Origin of the sequence: Arthrobacter sp. Leaf141 (assembly GCF_001424565.1) — a bacterium.
In the GTDB taxonomy this organism is placed as follows: Bacteria; Actinomycetota; Actinomycetes; order Actinomycetales; family Micrococcaceae; genus Arthrobacter.
On the sequence record NZ_LMOL01000016.1, the window covers coordinates 86,766 to 108,410 of the forward strand.

A 21,645-nucleotide genomic window follows, 5' to 3' on the forward strand; every position below is an offset into this window, starting at 1 on the left:
GACACACCAAGCGAAGGAGCAAGGCGCATGAGCGGAATCATCGTTGTAGGGGTCGACGGCAGCGACACGGCCAAGCGGGCCGCAGAGTCCGCACGGGACCTGGCAGCCGCCCTGGGAGCCTCGCTGCACGTGGTGTCGGCTTTCGACAGCGACCGGACAGAGGTTTTCGGCAGCGGCAGCGACCAGTGGATCGTTTCCGACGCGGACGCCGCCGAACACGTGGCGCGGACCGTTGCGGACTCCCTGGGCAGCAGTGTCGCCGTGACCTACTCCGCAGCCCGGGGCAGGCCGGCAGATGCCCTTATTAAGGAAGCTGTGCGGCGGGAAGCACGCATCATCGTGGTGGGAAACCGGCGGATGCAGGGGATCGGCCGGGTGCTGGGCAGTGTGGCCAACAGCGTGGCCCACAACGCCCCGTGCGATGTGTACATCGCGAACACCTACGACGCCGACTAGCAGCGTTCCGCGGACGCTCCCCGCTGTGGCCATTGTCGCGGCGGGGGGTGTCCGTTCTCACGCCCGGATCGCGGTTTCCGCCCGGGGCGAACGATAAAATTGAAGCAGCCCCAATGGTGCGGACCAGACCACCAGCACCCAAAGGGGCATCCTTGATCACTCTCCAGCGCCGCCAGCTCGTAGGCCACGACATCCTGCTGGCACGGCACGGCAACCACATCTGCTCGATGCGGGTGGACCGGAGCAACGGCACCGTCGTGGCGCTGCTCGACGACGGCAGCGTTGACAGTGCCCCGAACACCATCGCCCCCGGCCTGCGGCTTCCCGAAACGGTGGGCAGCACCCTGCGGGACGACTGGAAATTCCTGGCGGCCTGGGGCGCAGCAACGGCGGTCCTGGGAACGGTGATGACAATGGCGGCGGTGACTATCGGCGCCACGCTGGATCCTTCGACGCTGGAGATGCTGGCCGCTTACCCGGCGTACTGATCCCGGCCGGGGCTAGCTAGCCCACCAACCAGCCCTGCAGGAGCCACCAGATCCCGGCCATCACCACACCGCCGAACAAGGTGCCCGCCACTACCTGCGCCAGGGTATGTGCCCGCAGGACCACCCGGGACCACCCCACGGCCGGGACCAGCAGCACGAGCGGCAGCCATGCCGGTCCCAGCATCAGCACGGCGATGACCGTGGACGAGGAAATTGCCGCCGCGTGGCCGCTGATTTTCCAGAAGGGGCTCACTGCCGCCAGGACCACCACGCCGCCCACCACGGCCAGGACCATGGCGGTGACACTGGGCGGAGCCCCGGTTGCGGCCAGCACCAACAGCCCCACCCCAATGGAGACCAGGGTCAGGACCAGCACGGGGGCGCGTTGCTTGCGGTTGCTGATGTGGTGGTCGCTGACACGTCCCAGCCGGACCAGGATGAGCAGCAGGCCCAGCGGAAGCAGGCAGACAAACACGGCCGCCAGCGCCCCGTAGCCCAGTGTTCCAGGCAAGCCCGGGGTGGTCAGCGGGCTCAGCAGAAGCTGTGCACTGACCACCACCGGCGGCTGGAGGATTTCGGTGATCCAGCGGGCAGCCCTGTTTTTTGCCCTGATGATTCCGGCGGCCGGCACCGCAGCTTCAGTCAAGGAGCAGCGCCGGCTCCTCCAGAATGGCGGCTACGTCCGCCATGAACCGGGCGGACAGGTCGCCGTCCACAACGCGGTGGTCGAAGGAACCACCCAGCGTGGTGATCCACCGGGGGATGACCTCGCCGTCCAGGACCCAGGGCTTCTGCTTGATGGTGCCGAAGGCTACGATCGCCACTTCGCCCGGGTTGATGATGGGAGTCCCCGTGTCGATGCCGAGGGCGCCGATGTTGGTCACTGTCAGGGTGCCGCCCTGCATTTCTGCGGGTTGGGTCTTGCCGGCCCGGGCGGTGGTGGCAAGGTTGTTCAACGCCAGCGCCAGTTCCTTCAGGGAAAGGTCCTGGGCGTTTTTGATGTTGGGCACCATCAGCCCGCGCGGGGTGGCGGCGGCGATTCCCAGGTTCATGTAGTGCTTGATCTGGATTTCGGCGGTGTCTGCCGCGCCGTTGTCCACCCAGGTGGCGTTGACGCTCGGGTTCCTGGCGGCGGCCCAGATGACAGCCTTGGCAAGGATCAGGAGCGGAGAAACCCTGACGCCCTCGAAGTCCCTGGATGCCTTGAGCCGCTTGACGAACTCCATGGTCCGGCTGGCGTCCACATCCACGAAGATACTCACGTGCGGGGCCGAGAACGCCGACTCCACCATGGCCCGGGCCGTGGCCTTGCGGACACCCTTGACGGGGATGGTTTCCACACGCTGGTCCTGCGGCTTGCCGGCCTTGCCCCAGAAGCCGTCTGCCTTGTCCAGCTCGGCATCGCGCTGCGACTGGTAGCTCACCAGGTCCTCCCTGGTGACCTCACCACGCAGCCCGGTGGCCACAACGTCCGCGAGGTCAATACCGAGGTCGCGGGCGATCTTGCGAACCGGGGGCTTGGCGAGGACACGGTTGACCAGGCCGGTGATGGTGCCACCAAGGGTGGGCCTGGTGTCCTCGGCTCCGGCGGGGGCGGCAGGCACCGCCACCGGGCCGGCCGCGGGCACGCTGGCCGGCGCCGGCGCCGGCGCAGTGGCGGGCGCGGGCGTGGCAGCGGGGCGTGCGGCCTGCGCAGGCGCCGCCGCTGTCTTGCGGGGGCGGCGCTTCACGGCGTCGGCTTTGGGGCCCGAACCCACCAGCGGACCGCCGGCCGGCCGCGCTCCCGGTGTTCCGGCGTCGTCCGCTGCTGCCGCGTCATCGCCGGCGTCCGCGGGCAAGGTGCCGTACATCAATTGGGCAGGAGCCTCGGGCGCACGGACATCGGCGGGGGTGGGGTCGCCTGCAACGTCATCGCTCACACTGATGATGGCGGTGCCAACATCGATGGTGACGCCTTCGGGCACCAGCAGTTCCCTGACGGTCCCGGCGAACGGGGACGGCAGCTCCACGATCGACTTGGCGGTTTCGATCTCGCAGATGACGTCGTTGACGGCCACGGTGTCGCCGGGCTTAACCTTCCAGGCGACGATTTCCGCCTCCGTGAGCCCCTCGCCGACGTCGGGCAGGTTGAACTTGTTTAAAGTCATGGTGTCCTCAGTAGGAGAGGGCGCGGTCCAGCGCCTCCAGGATGCGGTCGATGTCCGGCAGGTAGTCTTCCTCCACCTTGGCCACCGGGTAAGGCATGTGGAAGCCGCCCACCCTGATGACCGGGGCTTCCAGCGAATGGAAGGCCCGTTCACTGATGCGGGCCGCGATTTCGCCGCCGATCCCGCCGAAGGTAGGTGCCTCGTGGGCCACAATGAGCCGGCCGGTCTTTTTGACCGATGCGGTGACAGTGTCGAAGTCGATCGGGGAGATGGAGCGGAGGTCGATCACTTCGACGCTGTGGCCGTCCTCTGCCGCCGCGTTGGCAGCTGCGAGTGCCACCGGGACCAGCGGGCCATACACCACCACCGTGGCGTCCGTACCCTCACGGAGGACATGTGCCTTGAACGGATCAGCGGAGGCGCCGGGAGACGTTGTGTCCACCTCACCCTTGAGCCAATAGCGGCGCTTCGGTTCGAAGACAATCACCGGGTCCTGGCAGTCCACTGCCTGCTGGATCATCCAGTAGGCGTCGTGCGGGTTGGAGGGGGTGATGATCCGCAGGCCGGCCGTGTGGGCAAACAACGCTTCCGGCGACTCTGAATGGTGCTCGATGGAGCCGATGCCACCGCCGTAGGGGATGCGGATCACCACGGGGACAGTCAGGTTGCCGTTGCTGCGCGAGTGCATCTTGGCCAGTTGCGTGGTGATCTGGTTGAAGCCGGGGAACACAAAGCCGTCAAACTGGATTTCGCAGACGGGCCGGTACCCGCTCAAGGCCAGCCCGATGGCGGTGCCGATGATGCCGGATTCCGCCAGGGGTGTGTCGACGACCCGGTCCGGGCCGAACTCGCCGATCAGGCCGTCAGTGACCCGGTAGACACCGCCCAGGGGCCCGATATCCTCGCCCATCAGCAGAGATTTGGGGTTCGCACCCAAAGTGGCGCGGAGGCCTTCGTTGATGGCCTTGGCGATGGTCATGGTGGTCATCAGTGGCCTGCCTTTGCTGCTGCCGGGCTGCCGGATTCGTCCGGGCCGGCGAACCCTGCACTGTATTCCTCGAACCAGGCCAGCTCCTCGGCCACCAGCGGGTGCGCCTCGACATAGGTGTTGGCGAAGGCGGTTCGGATGTCCGGCGTTTCCAGGTCGTGGGTGGTGCGCCGGACGTAGGCGGCGAGGTCGTCGCCGTCGGCCTTGACCTTGGCGAAGAAGTCGTCGTCCGCCATGCCCTCGGCGCGCAGGTGAATTTCCAGGCGGGCCAGGGGATCCTTGGCGCGCCAGGCGTCCTCCTCCGACGACGGCCGGTACTTTGTGGGGTCATCGGCTGTGGTGTGGGCGCCAACACGGTAGGTGAACGCTTCGATCAGGACGGGTCCGTGGCCCTGGCGGGCGTGTTCGAGCGCCCATTCCGTCACGGCGTGCACGGCGATGACATCGTTCCCGTCCACCCGGATGCCCGGGAATCCGTAGCCCTTGGCGCGGTTTGAGAGCGGCACCCGGGTCTGGACGTTGCTGGGCACGGAGATGGCCCAGTGGTTGTTCTGGCAGAAGAACACCACGGGGGCGTTGTACGAGGAGGCGAAGACCATCGATTCGTGCACATCGCCCTCGGAGCTGGCGCCGTCCCCGAAGTAGGCCATCACAGCCGCCTTGGGCAGCGCGGCCGCGTTCCCGGCGGCTGCCGCAAGCTTCTGGTCCCGCTGGATGCCCATGGCGTACCCCACGGCGTGCGGGGTCTGCGCCGCCAGGACCAGGGTGTAGAGGTGGAAGTTGGTGTCCTTGGGGTTCCAGCCGCCATTGGAGACGCCGCGGAACTGGCGCAGGAGCTCAGCCAGATCAACGTTGCGGGTCAGTGCCACACCGTGTTCACGGTAGGTGGGGAAGATGTAATCCTGGGGCTGGCTGGCCCGGCCCGAGCCGATCTGCGCAGCTTCCTGGCCGGTGAGCGGCACCCACAGGGCCAGCTGGCCCTGCCGCTGCAGGGCGGTGGCCTCGACATCAAAGCGCCGGATGGCCGCCATGTCGGCGTACAGGCCGCGGAGCACGTCCGGCGTCAGTTTTGCCGCGTACTTGCTGAACACCGGGTCCGACCCGAGCGTTCCGTCGGGGCCCAGCAGCTGGACCATGTGCGCGGGGGGTGCACCCAGCACGGCTTCCGCATCAGCTTCGCGCTGATCGTCAACAGCTGTTCCGTCGAACTCGGTGGAAGGCAGATGTGTGCCCATACCGTCTCCTTGCTTGCCGCATCCAGGTTGGATGCAATGTCGCTGGGATATATGCCTTCACAGGAATACATTCCCGGTACGGCATATACATTGGCTTACTGATCCTAACTTTATCTTCAGTAGGTAGCGCCGCGGCCACTTGTTAAGCGCTAGGAACCCCGGGGCGCCTTTGTATAGTCCGCACAGAGCTGCAGGAAGCGGGTGTTGGCCTCGGCTTCACCGATGCTCACCCGGACACCCTCATCCGGAAACAACCGGACCGACAGTGCCCTTGCCGCCGCTTCCGCGGCGAAACCGGCACTGTCGGATCCCAAGGCCAGCCAGACGAAGTTGCCCTGGGCTTCCGGGACAGCCCAGTCCAGGTGCCGCAGCCCCGCAACCACACGGTCGCGTTCGTCCACCAGGGTTTGTACCCTTCCTACAACTTCGGGGAAATTCTGCAGTGAAACGACGGCTGCCTTTTCGGCGATCTGCGACACCGCAAACGGCGTGGCAGCCGCCCGGAGGTACTGCGTGATGCCGGGATTACTGACGCTGTAGCCCACCCTGAGCCCGGCCAGTCCATGGGCCTTCGAGAAGGTCCGCAGCACCACTACATTGGGATAGCCGCGGTAGAGGTCGATGCCGTCCACGGCCCCGTCCGACCGGACGAACTCCTGGTAGGCCTCATCGATGACCACCACCACGTCCGCAGGCACGGCACGGATGAAGGACTCGGTTTCGGCTGCCTGGAGCGCCGGTCCTGTGGGGTTGTTGGGCGTGCAGAGCAGAATGACGCGGGTCCGGGCAGAAACGGCGGCCGCCATGGCCGCGAGGTCGTGCCGGCCGTCCGGGGTGACAGGGATGCGGACGCTTTCAGCGCCGGCCAAACCAACGCTGATGGGATAGGCCTCGAAGGAACGCCAGGCGTAGATCACTTCATCCGGCTTGCCGTCTTCGTTCCGGCCGGCAAAGGCGGCCAGGATCTGGTTCAGCGCTCCGAGGCTGCCTGCCCCGGTCACGATGTCGTCCGATGGGACGTCCAGGAAATCCGCGAGCTCCGAGCGCAGCCGGCTGCTCAGCGGATCAGGGTAACGGTTGACGTCCGATTGCTCCGCGATGGCCGCCAGGACGGCGGGCAACGGCGGCAACGGGTTCTCGTTCGACGAGAGTTTGTAGCTGTCCAGTCCTTCGACAACGGCCGGCGGTTTGCCGGCGGCGTAGCGGGGCAACCCGGCCACCACCGGACGCGGCGGGATTGCGCCGCCCAGGGACTCTGCTGAGGTCATGCCCTCCAGCCTACTTCTCCCACCGCCCCGGCCTGGGGCAATTGCTGCCCGGTCCAGCCCGTTTCCGTGCGGTGTGGAACCATGGAGGGCATGGGTTCCTTTCTCCTGCGGGTCATCGTCAACGCTGCGGCAATCTGGGTGGCCGGCTGGGTCCTTCCCGGCCTGGAGATCTCCAGCGGCGCGGCATCGGACGTCGTGGCAAAAACCGGCGTCACTGAAAACACCGACACCATCGGCATTGTCCTTGCCTATCTGTTCATCGGCGCCATCTTCGGGGTGGTCAACGCCTTTGTCCGGCCCTTGGTCCGCGCCCTGGCGCTGCCAATCACCATCCTGACCCTTGGCCTGTTCACCGTGGTGATCAACGCTGGCATGCTTTTCCTGACAGCCTGGATCAGCAGTTACACCCCGGTGCATTTCACCATTGACTCGTTTTTCTGGACGGCAGTCCTGGCAGCCGTCATCATCTCGCTGGTCTCCCTTGTGGCGGGCATCCTGCCGGGCCTCAACCGGCGGTAAGATCCGGCCAGGTCCTTTCCTCACCTCCCACCCAGGCCACGCTCCCTGCCCCGCGGTTCCGTGGCCGGCGCCCGCCGCGGCAGCTCCCGGGACCGGGTGAGCTGGAACCTCGTAGCGGTGGCACTGCCGCCAGCTCCCAGCAGAACACCCAGCGCCGCAGTGGTGGACACCAGGGAAGGGTCGGAGCTGGCGGCGACCAGCCGCGCGCCGTTTTCGTAGCCGCTGAGGCTGTGGCCGGCACCCAGCCCGCCCTCCCCCGGGCCGGCAACGGGCGGGCTGCCAAGGGTTACGGTGACACGGTCCCGGGTGTCCGGGTTGGGGGTGCCGTCCGCGCCCGGCACCCAGTCTGCCCGGTGTTCCAGATGCAGGGACCCAACACCCGGCGGAGCGTTGATTCCCGCCACCGGAGACCCTGCCGTCAGCACGTAGCCGACGTTGTACTCGTGGCGGATCCGCGGGTCCGCCACGAGGTTCATGGCGTGGATGCCGCCCTGGCTGTAGCCCACGGCCACCACCGACGCGCCCGGTTCAGCGCCCGCCGCCCGGAGCGCCGACAAGATGGCGGCGTCGATTTCCGCCGAGCCGTAGAACATTCCTTCGGCTATGCCGGCCTCGTCGAACGGGTTCTCCCCTCCCATCCGGCTGCCGGCGGCCTGGGTGCCCGGAACCACCACCACGTACGTCTTGGCCGGACCGGCGCCCACGGCCAGGATCTCAATGAACCCGGCGCCGCGGGCGTCGATGAGCCGGACACGTTCCAGCAGCCCGGCCGGTGAGCTGTCCAGGGCCACGGACAGCGTTTCCTCCTGCCGGAGCTGCAGCGGCCTGGGCCGAAGGAAACCCATCAGCAGGTCCCGGAGCTGCGGTGCCCGGGCGATCCGGCGTCGGGTGTCCGCGGATTCCAGCCCCAGGGTGGACACCAGCCCTTCCACGGAGCTCCGGTCCGGTACTCCGGTGCCGGCCATGGTGGCCATCGAACCCCGGATGTCCGCAACGCCTGCGAACCCCAGGAACCGGACGGCGTCCGCCCGCCATTCCGCCAGTTCATACTCGCGCCGGCAGTCGCGGATGCGGGTACTGAGCTGCTGCATCTCCTGCCGGACAAGGCGGAGGCTCCACTGGCTGTTCCGCACCGCAGCGACATGCGGCGCCGCCGACCACGGCGCCGCACCAGCGATCACGCCCAGTTGCTCACCGATCCTGCCCACCTCCGTTTCCGCTGCCAGGAGGTCAGCTGCGAGGGAATCCAGCTTCTCCGCACCACCCGTCAGCTCCTCGAGCTGAACGGCTATCCCGCCGGCGCCGCCACGGATGGTCAGGTACCCGTCCCGGGCAGGGCCGGACAGGCCGATCCCGCCGCCCTCCGCCTGCGGGTAGCCGGACACATTGCCGGCGGCAAGCCTGCGCGCGGACATCACGGCCAGCCCGGGAACGCCTGGCCGGGGAGGCTTCCGCCGGCCAAAGTGGAGCTTCCGGACAACGGGACTTCCGGAACGAAGCGTGACACTGCCGCGCGGGCCTCCGCCAACCGTTCCAGGGACTGCGCCAGGGCGGCCGCCTGGATCGACACCGCCTCCCGGTACGCCTGTCCCGCCGGGGACTGCCACTCAAGCAGCTGGATATCCCGGCACCCGGCAAGGACCTGCTCAACACGCACCGAACAGCCCGCCAGCCGGGACACCAGGTGCCCCACCGCCTCCTGCGCGCCGGCTCCGGACCATGGGTCCGTCACCGCATCCGTGACCATTTTGTCCCTCCCTGCTCCGTACCCCACCTGCCTTGTGCGGCCTCGTACTGCCTGCTTTTTGACCCCTGACTTGTGCCGCCGCCGCAATCTCTTTGCCGACAGGCACCACGCTACGAACGGCCGGCGCGCCGGCCAAGAACCGTTGCGGCCTATGTGGACAAGGTGCGAAGCCAGCAGCCACCCCTGACCGGGCAACCGCCCCTGCACGGGTAACAAGGAAGGCCGGCTTAAGCGCCGCACCAGGTTCGTGAAAGAATCAGCACATGCCTGAAACTGCCGCCACAGCTGACACCCGTACGCCCTCCGGACGACTCGCCCTCGCCGCGTCCCCGGAGCAGATCGCCCTGGGCCCGCTGGACGGCCGCTACCAGTCCGCCGTCGCGCCCCTCGTGGACTACCTGTCCGAGGCGGCCCTGAACCGTGACCGTGTAGCCGTTGAAGTTGAATGGCTCATCCACCTGACCAGCAACAACGTTCTTCCCGGCGCGGGTCCGCTGACGGCGGACCAGCAGGCAAAGCTCCGCGCCATCGTGACGGAGTTCAATGCCGCGTCAGTGGTTGAACTCGCTGAAATCGAGGCTGTCACGGTGCACGACGTCAAGGCCGTGGAGTACTACATCGGCCGCCGGCTGGACGGGATCGGCATCACCAACCTGACCGCCATGGTCCACTTCGGCTGCACGTCCGAGGACATCAACAACCTTTCGTACGCCCTGGGTGTCAAGGGCGCGGTGGAGGACGTGTGGCTCCCGGCCGCGCGCACGCTCGTGGCGCAGATCAGCCGGATGGCCGAGGAAAACCGGGCGGTCCCCATGCTGTCCCGCACCCACGGCCAGCCCGCCACCCCCACCACGCTGGGCAAGGAACTGGCCGTCATTGCGCACCGCCTCACCCGCCAGCTGGACCGCATTTCCAGCACTGAGTACCTGGGCAAGATCAACGGTGCCACCGGCACCTACGCGGCCCACGTCGCTTCCGTTCCGGGCGCCGACTGGCAGCAGGTGGCCAGGTCCTTCGTGGAAGGCCTGGGCCTGGCCTGGAACCCGCTCACCACCCAGATCGAAAGCCACGACTGGCAGGCTGAACTGTACGCCGACGTCGCACGCTTCAACCGCATCCTGCACAACGTCTGCACGGACATCTGGAGCTACATTTCCATCGGCTACTTCGCACAGGTTCCCGTGGCAGGCGCCACCGGGTCCTCCACAATGCCGCACAAGGTCAACCCCATCCGCTTCGAAAACGCCGAGGCCAACCTGGAAATTTCCTCCGGGCTGCTGGACGTCCTGGGCTCCACCCTGGTCACGTCCCGCTGGCAGCGCGACCTGACCGACTCCTCCAGCCAGCGCAACATCGGTGTGGCCTTCGGCCACTCGCTGCTTGCCATCTCCAACGTGGCCAAAGGCCTGGAGCGCCTTGACGTGGCCGAGGACGTCCTTGCCGGCGATCTCGACACCAACTGGGAAGTGCTGGGCGAGGCCATCCAGATGGTGATGCGCGCAGAGGCGATCGCCGGCGTCGAGGGCATGGAGAACCCCTACGAGCGGCTGAAGGACCTCACCCGCGGACAGCGTGTGGACGGCGCCCGCATGCAGGAGTTCGTCCAGGGCCTTGGCCTGTCCGCTGACGCCGAAGCCCGCCTGCTGGCCCTTACGCCGGGCAAGTACACGGGTATCGCCGACCAGCTGGTAGACCACCTCAAGTAGGCTCCAGCGCCGGGGCAGTTGCCCGACGGCGGGACCGGACCTTTCGAAGGTCCGGTCCCGTTTTGCGTCCCAGTGCCAGACTGGAACCATGAAGCTGCTGCTGATCCGTCATGGCCAGACGCCCGGAAACGTCTTGGGCCAGCTGGACACCGCCCACCCCGGCCCCGGCCTTACCGAACTGGGCCAGCGCCAGGCCGAAGCCATGGCCCGGTCCCTGGCCAACGAGCCCATCGGGGCCCTGTATGCGTCCACCCTGGTGCGGACACAGCTGACGGCAGCACCCCTGGGCCACCGCCAGGGCCTGGATGTGACGGTGCTTGATGGCCTGCACGAGATCGAGGCCGGCGCCCTGGAGAAGCTGACCGACCACGAGTCCCACCTCCGCTACATCGGGACCGTGATTTCCTGGATCGCCGGGGACCTGGACCGCCGGATGCCTGCAGGCCCTGACGGCCACGCGTTTTTTGGGCGCTTTGATGCCGCAGTGGCGCATGTGGTGGACCAGGCGGAGCAGGCGGGCCACGGCACGGTGGCGATCGTCAGCCACGGCGCGGCCATCCGCACCTGGGCGGGCCGTCGGGTGTCGGGCGCCGGCCCCGACTTCGCCAACCGGCACGTCCTGGAAAACACCGGGATTGTGGCGGTGGAGGGCGGACCAGCGGACGGCTGGACGCTGGTCCATTGGGATGGCAGCCCCGTGGGCGGCCTGGCCCTGGCGGATCCCACTGCGGAGGATCCGACGGGCACCACCCTGGCCGGCGGCTAGGGAACAGGGCGGCCAAGCCGCGCCGCAGCGTCCGCGGCTTCCGCAGCCGTGGGCCGTGCGGCGCTGTCCATGGCGGTCAAAGACCTGAGGAATGCGCCCCATTCCGGGCCCAGGACGTCAGGGACCTCCGGGGCCCGGAGGGTCCTGGCAACGAGCGATTCGATGGCCGTACCGGGGAAGGCCTTGGTGCCGGTAAGGACTTCGAGCAGGACCAGCCCCATGGAATAGACATCCCAGGACGGCCGGGTGTTGGCCCCGGCGGCCTGTTCAGGACTCATGTAGTGGACCGTCCCGGACGAGATGCCGAGCTCCGCAGCGGAGCCCGCCGCCGCTGCGATGCCGAAGTCGATGATCCGGACCGGGCTCCGGCGCAGGCCACTCAGCATCAGGTTGGCAGGCTTGATGTCCCGGTGGACCAGGCCGCCCGCGTGCAGGTGGGCCAGGGCGCCGAACAGGTCCGCCGACCAACGGGCCACCTCGGCCGGGTGGTGGCCGCCGGCCTGCGCCGCCGCGGCCAGGCTGCTTCCATGGGCCAGCTCCTGCACCAGGAAGGGCCGCCCATGGTGGGGGCCGCCGCTGATGGTGCCTGCTGTAATAAAGCTGATGATGGCCGGGTGCTGCAGCGAGGCCATGACGGCAGCCTCGTGCAGCAGGCGGTCCGGTTGCCCTTCGGGGCGGTGGAACCCGATCTTCACGGCCACATCCGGACCGCCCGCGGAGTCAACGGCCCGGTACACCTCAGCTGCCGCACCGCGGCCAAGCCGCTCGCGGAGGCCCAGGGTGGCGGGCAGGCCAGTTGATCGGCTGCCGGAGCTGCGGGGCTCTGCCGGCTGCGGCGGGACACGGGGCAGGGTCCTGCCAGGCCGGGCAGCCAGGGCGTAGGCAGGCAGGGCGGAGGCGCGCCGGCGGGCAGCCGGCACGGTGGTGCTCACGCGGACAGGGCGGTGGTGCGCCGGCGGGACGGGCCCGCAGACAACGTTTCCGGAGTGGCGGCGTCTCCGCCAGGCAGCCGGGCATCCAGCTGGAACCCGCAGCTGCAGCGCCACACCGGGGGAAGGTGGACCGGGCCGCCGCCTGCAGGTCCAAAGGTGTAGTCCGCCGCTGTGGAGCGGGGCGTAAACAGGACCATGGCCGTACCACAATGGACCGCTTCGCTGCCCGTCACCCCGCGGGGGCTCCAGGACCCGGTGATGTGACGGGGCGCAGGACGGCCGTTGTGCTGCATAACTTCCGGAAAGGCGACCAAGGTTTTCACAACTCCATCGGGAGGGATCCAGCATCTTGATCGTAAGCATACATATTACTAGCCAAACTAGCTAGTCGCTTCGGGGCCCTCCAGGGCTTCGGTCATCCGCTGCAGGAAGTCCACCACGATCCGGGCCTGGTCTGCGGTGAGGGTTTCCGCCACCGACATCATCCTGCGGTGCATGGCGCCGAGCGTATGCCGCACCTCCTGATCGGATTCACCCGTGGGAATGACAATGATGGAGCGTCGGTCCGAGGGGTGCGCCTCCCTGCGGACGTGCCCGCTGGCCACCAGGCGGTCGATCAGCGTTGTGGTGGACGCGCTGGTGATGCCCAGGAACAGGCTCAGGTCTTTGGGTACTGAGGATTTTCCCGCCGCCTGGGACCGGAGGAGGTACCGCAGGGCCAGGATGTCCGTCTCGCCCATTCCCATGGAGTCGCGGGTGGATTTGCGGACACCCGTTTCGGCTGTGCGGTAGTCCCGCAGTGACTTCAGCACGGCAGCGCTGCTGTCCAGTTGCCCGTCGGGTCCGTACCAGTAGCCGGAGCCCTCATTACCCGCAGAAGCCATGCGAACATCTTAGTCCACCTGCTAACTAGGCAATCGAACAACAGGGACTTCGCGTTATCCGTCCGCTTACCCCCGTGAAACACCGGCGTAACCGCGCACTCGTAGCCTTGGTTTGCATAACCCTTCGGCGAATCGAGGCAGACATGCAGACCAACCCACGGCTGAACATCAGGCAGGTGGCCTGGTCCAACCCTGTGGGTGCCGATCTGCGCCGGGCCCAGCAGGCGGAACTTGATGCCCGCTTCGGGACACCGGATCACGAACCCGGCCAGCCGCCGTCGGGCGCTGACTGTGCCGTTTTCCTGGTGGCCTACGACAAGGGTTCCGGGCAGCCCGTGGGCTGCGGCGGGCTGCGGATACTGGACGCGCTGACGGCCGAAATCAAACGGCTGTACGTCCTGCCGTACACGCGGGGCTCCGGAGTGGCCAGCTCAATCCTCGCCGCCCTTGAGGCGGAGGCGTTCAGGCAGGGCATCACGCGGATCAAAGCGGAAGCCGGATCGGCCCAGCCGGATGGACGGAACTTCTACGAGAACAGCGGCTTCGAACCGGTCCCGAACTTCGGCGCCTACGCGGGCGTGGAGCACTCCTACTGCTACGCCAAGTCCATCAACGCCCGGAGCGCGGCGCACACCGCCATGGCCTGAGGCGGCGGCCAACGTCATAATGGGGGCCGCGCGGCGTCGTCAGCTACCCTCGCCGTATGGACCCCGCAGACATCACCTTCCGGACCCGCAAGTGGGTCCGGCCCGAAGACCTCAACGCCAACGGCACCCTGTTCGGTGGGAGCCTGCTCAAATGGATTGACGAGGAGGCGGCCATTTACGCCATCCTGCAACTGGGCAACGGCCGGGCGGTCACCAAGTATATTTCCGAGATCAACTTCGTCAGCTCTGCGGTCCAGGGCGACCTGATCGAAATGGGCCTGACGGCCACGCGCTTCGGCCGCACGTCACTGACCATGCGCGCGGAGGTCCGGAACATGATCACGCGGCACAGCATCCTCACCATCGAGGAAATCGTTTTTGTGAACCTCAGCCCCGCCGGCCGGCCCGAGCCGCACGGCTACACTGAAATCACGTATGACCGGGACAGGATCCCCAACCACCACCTTACGGACACGCTCAGCCAGGACTGACGACGGCGGCCTGCCGCCTTCCATGGTGGGGGCGCCGGGGGCACTGATGGGCGCCGCTGGCCGGCAGCCGCAGCCCCAGCCGTACCTGCTGAAAGGATCCCCCTTTGTCCAAGCTTTACTTCCGCTATGGCGCCATGAACTCCGGGAAGTCCACCGGGCTGCTCCAGGCGGCGTTCAACTATGAGGAACGCGGCCAGCGTGTCCTCCTGGCCAAGCCGGACGTCGATACCAAGGGTGACACGGACATCGTGTCCCGGCTGGGGATGACCCGGTCCGTGGACTTCCTGATCACCCCCGGGGCGGACGTCCGTGCACTCTTCACGGCCCACGCTGCCGGCGACGATCCCGATGCCCTGCTCGAACACGTCGACCAGAAGCCTGTCGCGTGCCTGCTGGTGGACGAAGCGCAGTTCCTGAGCCCGGAACAGGTGGATGACCTGTTCCGGATTGCCATCCTGGACAGTGTTCCCGTGCTGGCCTACGGCATCCGGACGGATTTCCTTACCCACGCCTTTCCCGGGTCGCGGCGGCTCCTTGAAGTGGCCCACACGCTGGAGGAGCTCAAAACCATCTGCCGCTGTGGGCGGAAGGCTATTTTCAACACCCGGCGCGTGGGCAACGCGGTGGTGTTCGACGGCGACCAGGTAGCCATCGACGGAAAGGACGTCTGGTACGAGTCGCTCTGCGGCGCCTGCTACCTCGAGGTGTCCGGCGGCCGGCTGGGTTCCTGACCTCCGCGGCAACCCCGGTTACTATGTGGCCGACGGCCAGCCGGTGTAGGCCTCGGCCAGGTAGGCCAAGCCGTGCCGGGACGACACCACGGAGTTCAGCTCGCCAAGCTGGCGCGCCCGGGAGAAGTCGTCGGCATCCGCCGGGGTGTGCAGCATGGTGGTCATCCAGTAGGAGAACTGCTGCGCCTTCCACACCCGCTCCAGGGCCCGGTCACCATAGGAATCCAGGAGCAGCCCCGAGCGGGAATTGTAGTGGCTGTCCAGGCCTTCAAAAAGGACCTTGACGTCATGGATGGCAAGGTTCAGGCCCTTGGCGCCGGTGGGCGGGACCGTATGGGCGGCGTCGCCCACCAGGAACAGGTTCCCGTGGCGCATCGGCGCCTGGACGAAACTGCGGAAGGGCAGGACCATTTTGTCGATGACCGGGCCTTCGTTCAGCTCGAAGCCGTTGCCGTTGACCCGGTTGCGGAACTCGGCCCAGATCCTGTCGTCGTCCCAGTCCTGGACGTTCTCCCTGGGATCGCATTGGAAGTACATCCGCTGCACGGTTTCGGTGCGCTGGCTGATCAGGGCGAAGCCGTTGGCGGAATTGGCATAGATCAGTTCGTCGGAGCTGCGCGGCGCTTCGGCCAGGATGCCGAACCAGGCGAAGGGGTATTCGTGGAAGTAGCGGGTCCTGGCGGATTCCGGCACCAGGGATCGGCATTGGCTCCGCGAGCCGTCGGCGCCCACCACAAAGTCGGCCCGGAGTTCGTACTCCACGCCTTCCGCATCGGTGAAGTGGACCACCGGCTTGCCCTCGGGGTTGTGGACGGAGGTGTCCGTTACGCTGTAACGGACGTCGCCGCCGTCGGCTTTCCGCCGTGCGGCCAGGTCAAGGAAGACGTCGGTCTGCGGGTACAGCCACACGGCTTCCCCCACGAGGTCCTTGAAATCGACGCGGTGGCTTTCGCCATTGAAACGCAGCTCAATGCCATCGTGCCGGTCGCCCTCGCGCAGCACGCGATCCGAAACTCCGCTGTCCACCAGCAGGTTCACCGTCCCGTGTTCCAGGATTCCGGCCCGGACGGTCTCGGAGATGTCCTGGTGGCTGCGGACTTCGATGACGGTGGACTCAATACCGGTCTTCGCCAGCAGGTGCGAAAGCATCAGTCCGGCGGGACCGGCGCCCATGATGGCCACCTGGGTGGTGATGATCGTGCGTGCTGCCATGGCTGTCTCGCTTCGCTGCGGGGCCCTTTGCGGGGCCGGATGGGGGGCGTCTGGCTATCAGTGTGCCGCCGGAGGCATGACTGCGGTAACACCTATTCCGTTCAACGGAATCAGGGTTCATCCCTTCCCAGCCGCCGGGCGATCCCCCTCGCGGCCGTCTGCAGCGCGGGAACCAGCGCCTGCAGCCGCATTTCCTGCAGCGGAACCACGATGCCAAGCGCGGCCACTGCGCGTTTTTTGCCGTCAATCACGGGAACGGCGATGCCCCACGTGTCCGGATCAACCACGCCGGCGAGCTGCGCATAGCCCTGGTGGGCTGTTTCGCTGAGCAGCCCACGCATGGTGTCGACGGTCGCTTTCCCAACGGGGTCCGCGAATTGGGCCAGGTAGTCGGCCTGCAGAGCCATGTCCTGGTGCGCCATCAGGGCAAGCCCGGCTGACGAGACGTGCACTGGCATCCTGCCGGCCACCTTGGCCCGGTTGGCCACTGATCCGCGGCGGGACAGCCGTTCAACAAAGAGCGCCTCCCAGCCGTCCAGGACCGCAAGGTTGACGTTCTGGTTCAGGACCTGCTGGATGTCCTCCATAAACGGCATGGCGGCCTGCCGGAGCGCCAGGGTGGGCGAATTCCGGTTCACCAGCTCCCACAGGCGCAGTCCCAGCCGGACCGTGCCGCCGGCGCCGGTTTCAAGCAGCCCGTGGGCCGCCAGCTGCCGGACCAGCCGGTGGGCGGTGGTCAGCGGTAGCCCGGCGCGGACGGCCAGGTCGGAGAGCTGGAGGCTGCTGGCACCCTCGGGGAAGGCGGCAATCACCCGCACCACCCGGTCCACCACCGAATCCCCCGAGACTGAATTGGCCATGGTCCATCGCTTCCATTGAATGGTAGAACTTGTTCCAGATTACACTCCCCGGTGATACAAATCTCACTAAGGGTTTGCACTGCCGCGCCCGCGGCCGTGCGCCGCCACACTCCATTCACGATGTACCGAGGTTTGTAATGCCAATGACGCCAGCGCAACACCGATCGAAGTGGCCCGTCTGGCTGTGCTGGCTGGCGATGGTCCTGGACGGCTTTGACTTGGTGGTCCTGGGCACTGTCATCCCAACGCTGATCAAGACCCAGGACCTGGGGTTCGACGCCGTCGGGGCCACCTATGCCGCGACGATCTCGCTGGTGGGCGTGGGCATCGGGGCGCTCTTTATCGCACCGCTCTCTGACCGGTTTGGCCGGCGGCGGCTCCTGGTGGCCTGCGTGCTGTGGTTCTCCATTTTCACCATTGCTGTGGTGTTCGCCCCGAACGTGGCCGTCTTCGGCATTTTCCGCCTGCTGGCCGGCCTGGGCCTGGGCGCCTGCCTGCCCGCGGCCCTGGCGTACATGAATGACTACGCACCGGCTGGCACGGCCGGCAAGTCCACCACCCGCACCATGACCGGCTACCACGTGGGTGCCGTGGCCACAGCGTTCCTGGCCATCCTGGTGGTGCCGGACTGGCGGATCATGTTTGTGGTGGGTGGCCTCGCCGGTTTCGCTCTGGTGCCTTTCCTTTGGTTCAAGCTTCCGGAGACACTGCCTGCAGTCACCGTCGACGTCGGAGCCGGCTCCGGCGCTGCCGGTACCACCGGGAAAGCCGTGGAGGAACCGGCACCCACCACACCCGCAGCGCGCGCCAGCTTCCGGGACCTGGCCCGCAAGCCCTACCCGCTGGTGGCTTTGGCCATCGCTGTCGCGTCCTTTATGGGACTCCTGCTGGTGTACGGCCTGAACACCTGGCTGCCGCAGCTGATGGCCGCCGCAGGCTACACCGTCAGCACCGGCCTGGTGCTGCTCCTGGTCCTGAACGTGGGGGCCGTGGTCGGCCTGGTGGTGGCGGGCATCCTCGCCGACAAGCACGGCACCAAAAAGATCGTCCTGCTGTGGTTCGGGTTGTCCGCCGTGCTGCTGGCCATCCTCAGCGTCAAGATCCAGAGCGAGCTGCTGCTCAACGCCGCAGTGTTCGTCACGGGTGTCTTTGTGTTCAGCTCGCAGGTGCTTGTCTACGCCTGGGTCAGCCAGCTCTTCCCCGCCCGGCTGCGCGCAACTGCCCTGGGCTTCGCGGCGGGCGTGGGCCGGTTCGGCGCCATCATGGGCCCGGCCGTCACCGGAACACTGGTTGCGGCGGGGATCGCGTATCCGTGGGGCTTCTATGTCTTCGCGGCTGCCGCCGTCATCGCGGTGGTGGCGCTGGTGACCGTTCCGCACGCCATCGCACCGGCACCCGGCCGGGAAACCGTCATCGGGCAGTCCCCAAACCAGCCGTAACCGGGCGTATCCGCCGGGGCACAAGTCCCGGCAGTCCTAGGCCCGGCGCAGGCGCCGCCACAGCGTGGGTGCCAGCACCACCGCAATGCCCACGGCCGCACCGATGATGGTTTCCACGATGCGGTCCCGGAGCAGGGTGGCCGGTGAGGCCGGGACCACCAGCAGGGTGGAGATCAGCGCCAGCGGAGTCACGAACAGCTGGGCCAGGAGGTACTGGCGGAGGATGAACATCTCCGCCCCGAACTGGCACAGCGCCATGACCAGGATCGTCTGCCATGGTTGCAGGTCCAGCAGTACAATCCCGGCCAGGAGCACCAGCCCCAGCCCGGTGCCGACAATACGCTGCACACCACGGCTGACGCGGTGCCGGGTGGTGTGCCCCACCAACGGGACCACGGCGGCCACCATGGCCCAGTAATTGTGGCCGAAGCCCAGCTGCGCCCCCACCCAGGTGGCCAGTGTCCCGGCCAGGCCGGCAGCCACCAGGTACCCCAGCCCTTCAAGCCAGGCAGCCCGTTTCTCCTCGGCGGTGCGGCGAAGGGGCCTGGGGCGGACCCACTGCGCGCGGTGGCCGGGCAGCGCGCGGGCCGAGAACCCGATCAGCAGGCAAAAGGCGGTGGTGAGGACGGCCACCAGCAGCCCCTGCCACAGCGGGGGCTGGTTGGGGATGGAGGCGATGGCCGCGAAGGCGAAGATGTGGAACAGCGACCCGGCCGGACGCAGCCGCTGCCAGGAGATGGCCACCGAGCAGGCTCCGGCAACCAGGGTGGTGGCCAGGACCAGGAGCCAGGTGGTGGTGGCCGCATCGAGGTTCCAGGCCGCTCCCATCCGCGCCGCGAGGGAGGCCAGGAGGATGACCGCCAGCATCAGCCCGCCGGCCCGGAGCTGGAGGAAGAAGCGGGTTCCGTGGGGTTCGCCGCGGCCGTAGATGCCGGTGAAGGCGCCGAACGAAGCGAAAATGGCCAGGTCCAGCCTGCCCAGGAGGACCAAAGTGAAGAGCGGAACGAAGACGCCTACCGCGCAACGGATGGCCGGGTGGTGGTCCTTGTTGCCGGGCGCGAGGCTGAACAATTCAGCGAGCATCTTCACGGGCAACAGCGCCTTTCCTTCGGGGCCGGGGGTGGTTTTTTTGGGGGGCGGCCGCGCTGACGTTCCCTCAGCATCCTACGCCCGCACCCCCGGCGGGTGCCCGGCCCGGCCAACCTGCCGATGGTGGGAGGTGCAGGCTTCGCATGATCGGAACCGCCGGGCAACACCGCCGAAACAGCCCCCGGGGATCCTTGGACCATGGACATCCACGCTCGTCTTTCCCCTGCGGCTGCGCTCAGCTGCGAAGTCTGCGGCCTGATGCCCGAGCCGCCCAAGGCCCGCCTCACCCTCGCCAACGTGGCCATGATGCTTCCCATTGAACTGCTGGTCCACGCCCTGGTGGTGGGCACCCACCTGCCGTACCTGGCCAAGGTGCTGGTCCTGACCATCACCGCCACAGTCCTGGTGATCTGGGTGGCGGAACCCTCCGCATCCCGGGTCCTGCGCAGCTGGCTGCACGCACCTGCGCTCCGGCACCGGCGGCGGCTGGCCGCGGCACCGGCCCTGTGGCGGGCTCGGACCATGCTCCGGGATGAGCCCGGGTCCCTGCAGCGGGTCACCGCGGCACTGGCAGGACTGGATGCGAATATCCTCAGCATCCACGTCCATCCGGTGCCGTCCGGGGTCCTGGACGAGTTTGTCCTGTCTGCCCCCGGGGACATCGGCGAGCGCCAGTTGGTGGCGGCGCTGCAGGAGGCCGGCGGAATCAGTTCCCAGGCCTGGCCCACCACGTCCCTGGCGATGGCGGACGGGCAGACCCGCGCACTGAGCCTCGCGGCCCGGATCGCCGGCGCCCCGGAAGAGCTGCCGCTGGCGGTGGCGGAGCTGCTCCGGGCGCGGATCCTCACCCCTGCGGAAGCGCACCAGGGAACGCCCGACGCCGGGACGCGCCTGAAGATTCCCACCGCCTGGCACGGCCCCATTACGTTCGCCCGGCCCGGCGAACCCTTCACGCCCGCCGAATCGGCCCGGGCGCACCGCCTGGCTGAACTTGCCGAGACGGTGGCGCACCGGAACACCGCCTGCGCTCCCCCGCCCAACTAGGTAGCAGCAAGTGTCGTTATGACGCCCCAAAATGACATCTTCTGCTACCTGGTTGGGGCGCGTGAGCCTACATCCGGATGGTCAGGGCGCCCGGATCCACCGTCATCAGGACCTGCTTGCCCTGGCCCTCATGGTCGCCGTCGAGCTGGTAGTCCTGGTCGCTTTCCAGCGAGATTGCCACTGACTTGCCCTGGAAGTACTCCACTGCGGTGTCCTTGGTCTTTCCCTTGCCGATGATGCCGGCCAGGACGGAGAGCCAGCCGAGCTTGCCGTGGTGGGGGGCCAGGACCGCAATGTCCAGCAGGCCGTCGTCCACCTTGGCGTCCGGGAAGATCTCCAGGTTGCCCTGGACCTTCCCGCAGTTGCCCACCATGACGCTGCGGACCCCGCGCTGCGAAACGGTCTTGCCGTCGATAACCACGCTGGCCTTGACCGGCTTGCCGGGCAGGTTGCGGATGCCGGCGTCCACGTACGCCAGCCAGCCCACCTTGTCCTTGAGCTCGGAATTGGTGTCCGCCATGATCGTGGCGTCGTATCCCACTCCGGCCATGACCAGGAAGACCTGTTCCTTGTTGTCCCGCCGGGCCCGGACCACGTCGATTTTCCGTTCGGTGCCTGCCAGTGCTCCTGCCATGGCGCCGTCGAAATCGGTCACGTCCATGCCCAGGTTCCGGGCCAGCAGGTTGCCCGTGCCCATTGGCAGCAGGCCCATGGGGGTCTCCCCGCCGGCCAGGACCTCCGCGACGCACCGGACGGTCCCGTCGCCACCGGCGGCGATGACAATGTCCGCGCCCTGGGCTAGGGCCTCCTTGGCCTGGCCCACGCCGGGATCCTCCTTGGTGGTCTCCAGCCAGATGGGCTCGCCCCAGCCGTTTTCCGCACAGTGTTTTGCCACCAGGGCATTGACGTCGAAGTCCACCGGCTTTGAGGGGTTGACGATGATGGCGGCGCGCCTGGGGGAGGTGGTGCTGGATTCAGTCATGGTGTCCTCTGGGA

Annotated in this window: 24 protein-coding genes; 10 read left to right on the forward strand and 14 right to left on the reverse strand. The window is 67.5% G+C overall.

All coding sequences use genetic code 11. The features are described 5' to 3' along the window. Positions 1-27 precede the first annotated feature (27 nt). Both ASF72_RS12155 and ASF72_RS12160 read left to right on the forward strand, forming a co-directional pair. Positions 28-456 carry a universal stress protein gene (locus tag ASF72_RS12155; RefSeq protein ID WP_050683612.1) on the forward strand — a complete coding sequence of 143 codons (429 nt, stop codon included), beginning with the start codon at positions 28-30 and terminating at the stop codon, positions 454-456. Positions 457-608: 152 nt separating this feature from the next. After that, positions 609-944 carry a hypothetical protein gene (locus ASF72_RS12160; protein ID WP_082484232.1) on the forward strand — a complete coding sequence of 112 codons (336 nt, stop codon included), beginning with the start codon at positions 609-611 and terminating at the stop codon, positions 942-944. Between the two features lie 16 nt (positions 945-960). On the opposite strand, the gene ASF72_RS12165 is transcribed toward ASF72_RS12160, so the two are convergent. From ASF72_RS12165 to ASF72_RS12185, 5 genes are all read right to left on the reverse strand, one after another. Next, positions 961-1,590, reverse strand: a complete 630-nt coding sequence (locus ASF72_RS12165; protein ID WP_235504717.1) for a phosphatase PAP2 family protein — start codon at positions 1,588-1,590, stop codon at positions 961-963. Next, positions 1,583-3,091: a dihydrolipoamide acetyltransferase family protein gene (locus ASF72_RS12170; RefSeq protein ID WP_056599203.1), complete on the reverse strand. Its 1,509-nt coding sequence runs from the start codon at positions 3,089-3,091 to the stop codon at positions 1,583-1,585. Before ASF72_RS12170 ends, ASF72_RS12165 begins: the two co-directional genes overlap by 8 nt. A gap of 7 nt (positions 3,092-3,098) precedes the next feature. Further along, on the reverse strand, positions 3,099-4,079 hold the full coding sequence (locus tag ASF72_RS12175; protein WP_050683614.1) for an alpha-ketoacid dehydrogenase subunit beta: 981 nt from the start codon (positions 4,077-4,079) through the stop codon (positions 3,099-3,101). Further along, positions 4,079-5,314 carry a thiamine pyrophosphate-dependent dehydrogenase E1 component subunit alpha gene (locus ASF72_RS12180; protein WP_050683615.1) on the reverse strand — a complete coding sequence of 412 codons (1,236 nt, stop codon included), beginning with the start codon at positions 5,312-5,314 and terminating at the stop codon, positions 4,079-4,081. Before ASF72_RS12180 ends, ASF72_RS12175 begins: the two co-directional genes overlap by 1 nt. Positions 5,315-5,463: 149 nt before the next feature. Next, positions 5,464-6,582, reverse strand: coding sequence for a histidinol-phosphate transaminase (locus tag ASF72_RS12185; protein ID WP_082484234.1), 1,119 nt, complete (start codon positions 6,580-6,582; stop codon positions 5,464-5,466). Between the two features lie 90 nt (positions 6,583-6,672). Here ASF72_RS12185 and ASF72_RS12190 point away from each other — a divergent pair, with 90 nt between their 5' ends. Further along, positions 6,673-7,101, forward strand: coding sequence for a phage holin family protein (locus ASF72_RS12190; protein ID WP_056599675.1), 429 nt, complete (start codon positions 6,673-6,675; stop codon positions 7,099-7,101). Between the two features lie 20 nt (positions 7,102-7,121). Here ASF72_RS12190 and ASF72_RS12195 read toward each other — a convergent pair whose 3' ends face one another. Beyond that, entirely contained in the window at positions 7,122-8,516 is a 1,395-nt protein-coding gene (locus ASF72_RS12195) for a hypothetical protein (protein ID WP_056599206.1), read from the reverse strand. Further along, positions 8,516-8,848 (reverse strand): hypothetical protein, encoded by a 333-nt coding sequence (locus ASF72_RS12200; protein ID WP_200933648.1) that lies wholly within the window; start codon positions 8,846-8,848, stop codon positions 8,516-8,518. Before ASF72_RS12200 ends, ASF72_RS12195 begins: the two co-directional genes overlap by 1 nt. 263 nt (positions 8,849-9,111) lie before the next feature. Here ASF72_RS12200 and purB point away from each other — a divergent pair, with 263 nt between their 5' ends. Next, on the forward strand, positions 9,112-10,554 hold the full coding sequence (gene purB, locus ASF72_RS12205; protein ID WP_050683617.1) for an adenylosuccinate lyase: 1,443 nt from the start codon (positions 9,112-9,114) through the stop codon (positions 10,552-10,554). 88 nt (positions 10,555-10,642) lie between these two features. Continuing rightward, positions 10,643-11,320 (forward strand): histidine phosphatase family protein, encoded by a 678-nt coding sequence (locus ASF72_RS12210; RefSeq protein ID WP_056599209.1) that lies wholly within the window; start codon positions 10,643-10,645, stop codon positions 11,318-11,320. On the opposite strand, the gene ASF72_RS12215 is transcribed toward ASF72_RS12210, so the two are convergent. Genes ASF72_RS12215 through ASF72_RS12225 form a run of 3 tightly spaced genes read right to left on the reverse strand, consistent with a single transcriptional unit; the run spans position 11,317 to position 13,136 of the window. Continuing rightward, complete coding sequence (locus ASF72_RS12215) at positions 11,317-12,252, reverse strand: serine/threonine-protein kinase (protein WP_235504718.1); 936 nt, start codon at positions 12,250-12,252, stop codon at positions 11,317-11,319. The two genes, ASF72_RS12210 and ASF72_RS12215, sit on opposite strands and share 4 nt — an antisense overlap. After that, positions 12,249-12,575 (reverse strand): hypothetical protein, encoded by a 327-nt coding sequence (locus ASF72_RS20055; RefSeq protein ID WP_050683619.1) that lies wholly within the window; start codon positions 12,573-12,575, stop codon positions 12,249-12,251. The genes ASF72_RS12215 and ASF72_RS20055 overlap by 4 nt, the downstream gene beginning before the upstream one ends. Positions 12,576-12,632: 57 nt before the next feature. Beyond that, positions 12,633-13,136: a MarR family winged helix-turn-helix transcriptional regulator gene (locus ASF72_RS12225; protein ID WP_056599212.1), complete on the reverse strand. Its 504-nt coding sequence runs from the start codon at positions 13,134-13,136 to the stop codon at positions 12,633-12,635. A gap of 143 nt (positions 13,137-13,279) precedes the next feature. On the opposite strand from ASF72_RS12225, the gene ASF72_RS12230 reads away from it, so the two are divergent. The 3 genes from ASF72_RS12230 (at position 13,280) to ASF72_RS12240 (ending at position 15,005) form a co-directional block, all read left to right on the forward strand. Next, the gene (locus tag ASF72_RS12230) at positions 13,280-13,783 is read left to right on the forward strand and encodes a GNAT family N-acetyltransferase (protein WP_050683621.1); all 504 of its coding nucleotides are present in this window, start codon (positions 13,280-13,282) and stop codon (positions 13,781-13,783) included. Positions 13,784-13,839: 56 nt separating this feature from the next. Next, positions 13,840-14,274 carry an acyl-CoA thioesterase gene (locus ASF72_RS12235; RefSeq protein ID WP_082178100.1) on the forward strand — a complete coding sequence of 145 codons (435 nt, stop codon included), beginning with the start codon at positions 13,840-13,842 and terminating at the stop codon, positions 14,272-14,274. A gap of 104 nt (positions 14,275-14,378) precedes the next feature. Beyond that, the gene (locus ASF72_RS12240; RefSeq protein ID WP_050683643.1) at positions 14,379-15,005 is read left to right on the forward strand and encodes a thymidine kinase; all 627 of its coding nucleotides are present in this window, start codon (positions 14,379-14,381) and stop codon (positions 15,003-15,005) included. 21 nt (positions 15,006-15,026) lie between these two features. Here ASF72_RS12240 and ASF72_RS12245 read toward each other — a convergent pair whose 3' ends face one another. Together ASF72_RS12245 and ASF72_RS12250 are read right to left on the reverse strand one after the other, a co-directional pair. Continuing rightward, the gene (locus ASF72_RS12245; RefSeq protein ID WP_056599215.1) at positions 15,027-16,217 is read right to left on the reverse strand and encodes a 4-hydroxybenzoate 3-monooxygenase; all 1,191 of its coding nucleotides are present in this window, start codon (positions 16,215-16,217) and stop codon (positions 15,027-15,029) included. 110 nt (positions 16,218-16,327) lie between these two features. Next, positions 16,328-17,077 carry an IclR family transcriptional regulator gene (locus tag ASF72_RS12250; protein WP_056599218.1) on the reverse strand — a complete coding sequence of 250 codons (750 nt, stop codon included), beginning with the start codon at positions 17,075-17,077 and terminating at the stop codon, positions 16,328-16,330. A gap of 137 nt (positions 17,078-17,214) precedes the next feature. On the opposite strand from ASF72_RS12250, the gene ASF72_RS12255 reads away from it, so the two are divergent. Next, positions 17,215-18,516 carry an MFS transporter gene (locus ASF72_RS12255; RefSeq protein ID WP_056599220.1) on the forward strand — a complete coding sequence of 434 codons (1,302 nt, stop codon included), beginning with the start codon at positions 17,215-17,217 and terminating at the stop codon, positions 18,514-18,516. 36 nt (positions 18,517-18,552) lie between these two features. Here ASF72_RS12255 and ASF72_RS12260 read toward each other — a convergent pair whose 3' ends face one another. Further along, the gene (locus tag ASF72_RS12260; RefSeq protein ID WP_056599681.1) at positions 18,553-19,605 is read right to left on the reverse strand and encodes an FUSC family protein; all 1,053 of its coding nucleotides are present in this window, start codon (positions 19,603-19,605) and stop codon (positions 18,553-18,555) included. Positions 19,606-19,803: 198 nt separating this feature from the next. On the opposite strand from ASF72_RS12260, the gene ASF72_RS12265 reads away from it, so the two are divergent. Further along, the gene (locus ASF72_RS12265) at positions 19,804-20,649 is read left to right on the forward strand and encodes an ACT domain-containing protein (protein WP_056599223.1); all 846 of its coding nucleotides are present in this window, start codon (positions 19,804-19,806) and stop codon (positions 20,647-20,649) included. Positions 20,650-20,716: 67 nt separating this feature from the next. On the opposite strand, the gene ASF72_RS12270 is transcribed toward ASF72_RS12265, so the two are convergent. Continuing rightward, positions 20,717-21,631, reverse strand: coding sequence for a diacylglycerol/lipid kinase family protein (locus ASF72_RS12270; protein WP_056599226.1), 915 nt, complete (start codon positions 21,629-21,631; stop codon positions 20,717-20,719). Positions 21,632-21,645: the final 14 nt, after the last annotated feature.